The sequence below is a fragment of the Deltaproteobacteria bacterium genome (genome assembly GCA_003696105.1).
In the GTDB taxonomy this organism is placed as follows: domain Bacteria; phylum Myxococcota_A; class Polyangia; order Haliangiales; family J016; genus J016.
In genome coordinates, this window is the sequence record RFGE01000294.1 from 1 (window position 1) to 3,853 (window position 3,853).

The 3,853-nt window shown below is 71.5% G+C and carries 2 protein-coding genes; both read right to left on the reverse strand.

Features of this window, described 5'->3' with window-relative positions; translation table 11 throughout:
• Positions 1-1,253 (reverse strand): DUF2723 domain-containing protein (locus D6689_18710; GenBank protein ID RMH38754.1); only part of this gene is annotated, 1,253 nt, incomplete at its 3' end.
• Between the two features lie 637 nt (positions 1,254-1,890).
• On the reverse strand, positions 1,891-3,834 hold the full coding sequence (locus D6689_18715; GenBank protein RMH38755.1) for a hypothetical protein: 1,944 nt from the start codon (positions 3,832-3,834) through the stop codon (positions 1,891-1,893).
• Between the last annotated feature and the right edge of the window lie 19 nt (positions 3,835-3,853).

Below are 3,853 nucleotides of genomic sequence, written 5' to 3' on the forward strand. Positions count from 1 at the left end.
AGGTGCGTGTGCGTCGTGTTGGGGTTGTCCGTGATGACGAGCGCCGGCTCGCCGCGCGCCGCACGACATACGCGGTCGCGGTAGAAGTGCTCGACCGTTTCCACGTCCACCGTATGCTGGATCGTCGGGATCCACGCGCGGAACGGTGTGCCCAGGATCGGCATATCCCCCGGGCCCAGGGTAGTGAAAACCAACCCCATGACGATGGCGGCCGCGAGGCGAAGGCGGGTGTGGAGACGGAGTGGGCACTGGAAGGTCGCCGGGACGAGACACGCGAGAGCCGCGACGCCGGACAGGTATCCCGCCTCGGCGATATAGACGACAGCGTAGAACACGACGTTCGTTACGATCACCGCGGCGAAAGCGCGTTGCCACGGCGGGCGGCGCCCACCCCAGGCCAACAGAGGAAGCAGGCTCAAAGCGGCGTATTGCACGGCGACGGTGGCGTTGAACAGAGCCAGGCGCGGCTCTTCGGTGGCAAATAGGCTGTAGTTCTTCAAAAACAGGTCGAACACGAGGGCACGCTGCGCCCTCGTGTAGAGTTCCCAGCCGCCGGATGCGACGATGAGCGGCACATACCAAGACGCAGTTGCGGCGACGCCGGTCCCCATCGCGATGACCCAGTCGCGCACGGGGCGCCGCCAAAACACCCATACGAGCAGCGGGCTCGAAAGGAGCGGAATGGTCGGGCGGACGGATCCGGCGAGGCCGAAGGCGATCACCAGCAGGAGGCGCGAGCGGAGGTCCGAACGCGCCTTCACCGCCACGCTGGCGCCGAACAGGAGGAGAGTCAGCAGCGCTTCGGCCGCGTGAGACTGACCGTCGGCGCCGTAGTACCAGATCACCGGGTGGAACGCCGCGACGACGGCACAGAGGAGGGGACGCCCGCGGCCGGGAGCGGCTTCATCGGAGAGACTACGCGTCCCGACCCAGTAGGCGGCGCAGACCGTCGCCATACCGCAAAGGCGGCTGCCCCACTTGGCGACGTCGATCGGGCCGAGGTTCGGAAAGAGAAGGTGTATGACCTTGAGGAATAGAACGTAGCCGGGGTATCCCGGGGGATGCGGCTGATGGTCCGTGATATCGAAGCGAAAAGCGGCAAGCCCGAAGTTGATGGTGTCCGTGTCCAATACCCCGTCGATGTCGAGGGCGAGTTGAAGGACGAGGGTAAGGAACACCAGGGCCGAGACGGCGGTGACGGCAGCGGCGCGCTCGGCGCGGGGATTGTCGTGTAGCTCGGGTAGCAAAGGCATGGATCGCGCCGTCTTGTGTGCCGGTCGGCGCCGCCGGGACCGCTGACCCGGCTCGCGAGTTATCTACAATCGATTCGTCGTGTTCCGCGGCCGACGCCGATTGCCGCTGATTATAGTTCCGTTCGGTCGCGGCCGGCGGAGGGGTGAGAGGACCGAGAAGTCGGCGTTCGTGGCTCCATGCGGCCCGCTCGGGCGTCGCGAGCTTTGCGGGCGTCGCGAGCTTCGCGGTCGCCGGCGGTCCACCGCGGCCCCATCGACGGCGTCACCTGCCTCGTACAGGCCGATCTTCGACTCGGCGACTCGGCGTGCGCGCGATCGTACACGCCACCGACACGGCCGATCCGCCGCGGCCCGGGTCACTCGGTTGCGGGGGGCTGCGGCGGACGGCGGATCGGTGACGCGATCGACCGCGTGGTGGCGCACCGCGAGCCGCGCTCGGTCGACGCCTGGACGACCGGCCGCGCCGCCGGCCGTCACGCGTCCGCCGCCTACTGCGGTTGTCGTCTCGCCGCTCCATCCGCGCGCGGGGGGGCCCCTGCATTGCGCGGCGCGATTCGACGGCGAGCGGCAAGGACGGCCGGGGACTGCCGATCCTCGGAGACGCGGGCCCGCAATGCGCGGGGTCGCTCGCCGCCGCTCAGTCGCCGGCGGCCTCGGCGCGGCGTTCGCCCTCGCGCCAGCCGATCTCGCGGGCGAGTTCGCGCGCCTCGCGCATCGCGTCGGCGCGGATGCGCAACATCGACCGGGTCGCGGATGCGCCCGCGAGCAACAGCTCGGCTGTGCCGCGTCGGTCGCCGATGCGGCGCATTGCCTCCACGGCCATTTCGCGGTGGCGGGCCGCCGCGTCGTAGTCGTGGGCCAGCTCGAACAAGTCGGCCAACAGGGCCTGGCAGCGAGCGCGGCCGATCGCCGATCGGGCGCGCTCGGCGTGGCGCAGCGCGTGCTCGGCGGCGGCGATCGCGTCCGTGATGCGCCGCAGGCCGCGCAAGCCGTGCGCGAGTCGCAGCAGCAGGTGCCACAAGTTGGTTGGACCGGATGTGCTGCTCGGACCTTCGCCCAGGGTCACGAGGTCGACGGCCTCGGTCAACTCGTCCACGGCTCGACGGGCGTTGCCGGCGCGCGTGTATAGCGCAGCGAGGTCCAGGTACATGTCGCCGACGACCACGGCGTCGCCCGAGGCGATGGCGAGGCCGACGGCCGAGCGCATGGTGGCGATCGCGCGTTCGAGGTCGTCTTCGGCCAGCGACAGGTGCGCGCTGGCTCGCACGAGCTGGGCTTCCAGCGCCGGGCTGCCGTGCGCGCGGTCGCGCGCTTCCACGATGACGCCGCGCGCGAGCGCGAGCTCGCCCGCCACCCGGAGCGCCTCGGCCAGCTTGACCGCCGTCTCGACGAACAGCGCCGTGACGTTGGGGTCGCCCGACGCGAGCAGCAGTGCGCGAGAGCAGGCGAGCGCGCGGTTGTACAGGTCGCACGCCGCCGCGTCGTCGAGCGCGTCGGCGGCCGCGTCGCCGGCGATCGACAGCAGCTCCGCCGCCCGCTCGAGCTGCCCGGCCTGTTCGCAGTGGTGGCCAGCAACCGCGGGGTCGACCGCCTGGTCATCCAACGTGCGGACGATGGCGGCGTGCAGTTCGCGACGCACGTGCGCCGGCGTCGCCGCATACGCCACGCGCCTGACGAGTTGGTGCGGGAACCACACCACGTCGCCGTCGAGGACCGCCAGCGCGCGCGCGTCGAGCTGAGCCAGGGCGTCGGTCAACTCGTCGACCGGTTGGTCGAGCACGGCAGCGATGCGCTCGCGCGTGGTCTCGGCGCCGAGCGCGGCGGCGGCCTGCAGCACGCGGCGCGCCGGCTGCGACAGGAGTTCGACGCGCGCGGCGACCAGGTCCGCCAGCGCCATTGGCGCCGCATCCACGTGGCCGCCCTCGATGGCGTAGCGGATGAGATGGGCGACGTGCGAAGGCGACGCATCGGTGTGCGCGATCAGATCGGATACGGACGGCATGGCGTCGTTGTCGACCGCGCTCTGCACGTGCTGCGCGATGGCCACGAGCGCCTCGTTGGACAGCGGGCCGAGTTCGATGTCGGCCTGCACGCCCATGCGGCGCGCGAACTCCGACGTGCACGTGACGGCGATTCGCGCGGCCCCCGCGCCATCCTGTAGCAGCCTCCGCAGCAGGTTCACGCTGGCCCCGTCGTACCGGTGCGCGTCCTCGAACACGAGCGCGAGCGGAGTGGATTCGGCGGCCGCGGCCAGCGTGCGCAGTGCGGCCGCGTGCGCCTCGCGCCTCCGGACGATCGGCTCGAGCTCGCGCAGCGCCGACGAGTGGCCGAATATCTCGGCGAGCCCGGGCAGATCGCGGCGCGACGCGCCGACGCGCTCGACCGCCTCGCCCAGGGCGTCATACGGGCAGACCGGCGGCAGGTCGAGCACGGCGGCGAGGATCGATCGCATCGGGTAGTACGGCGTACGCAGGCCGCTCGGGTCGGGAGCAGCCAGGAAGACGCGGGCGCCGGCTGCGGCCGCGTCGGCGCACGCGTCGCGCAGCAGCCGCGACGTCCCCGACCCCGGCGGTCCGGCCACGACCAGCGAACCTCCCGGC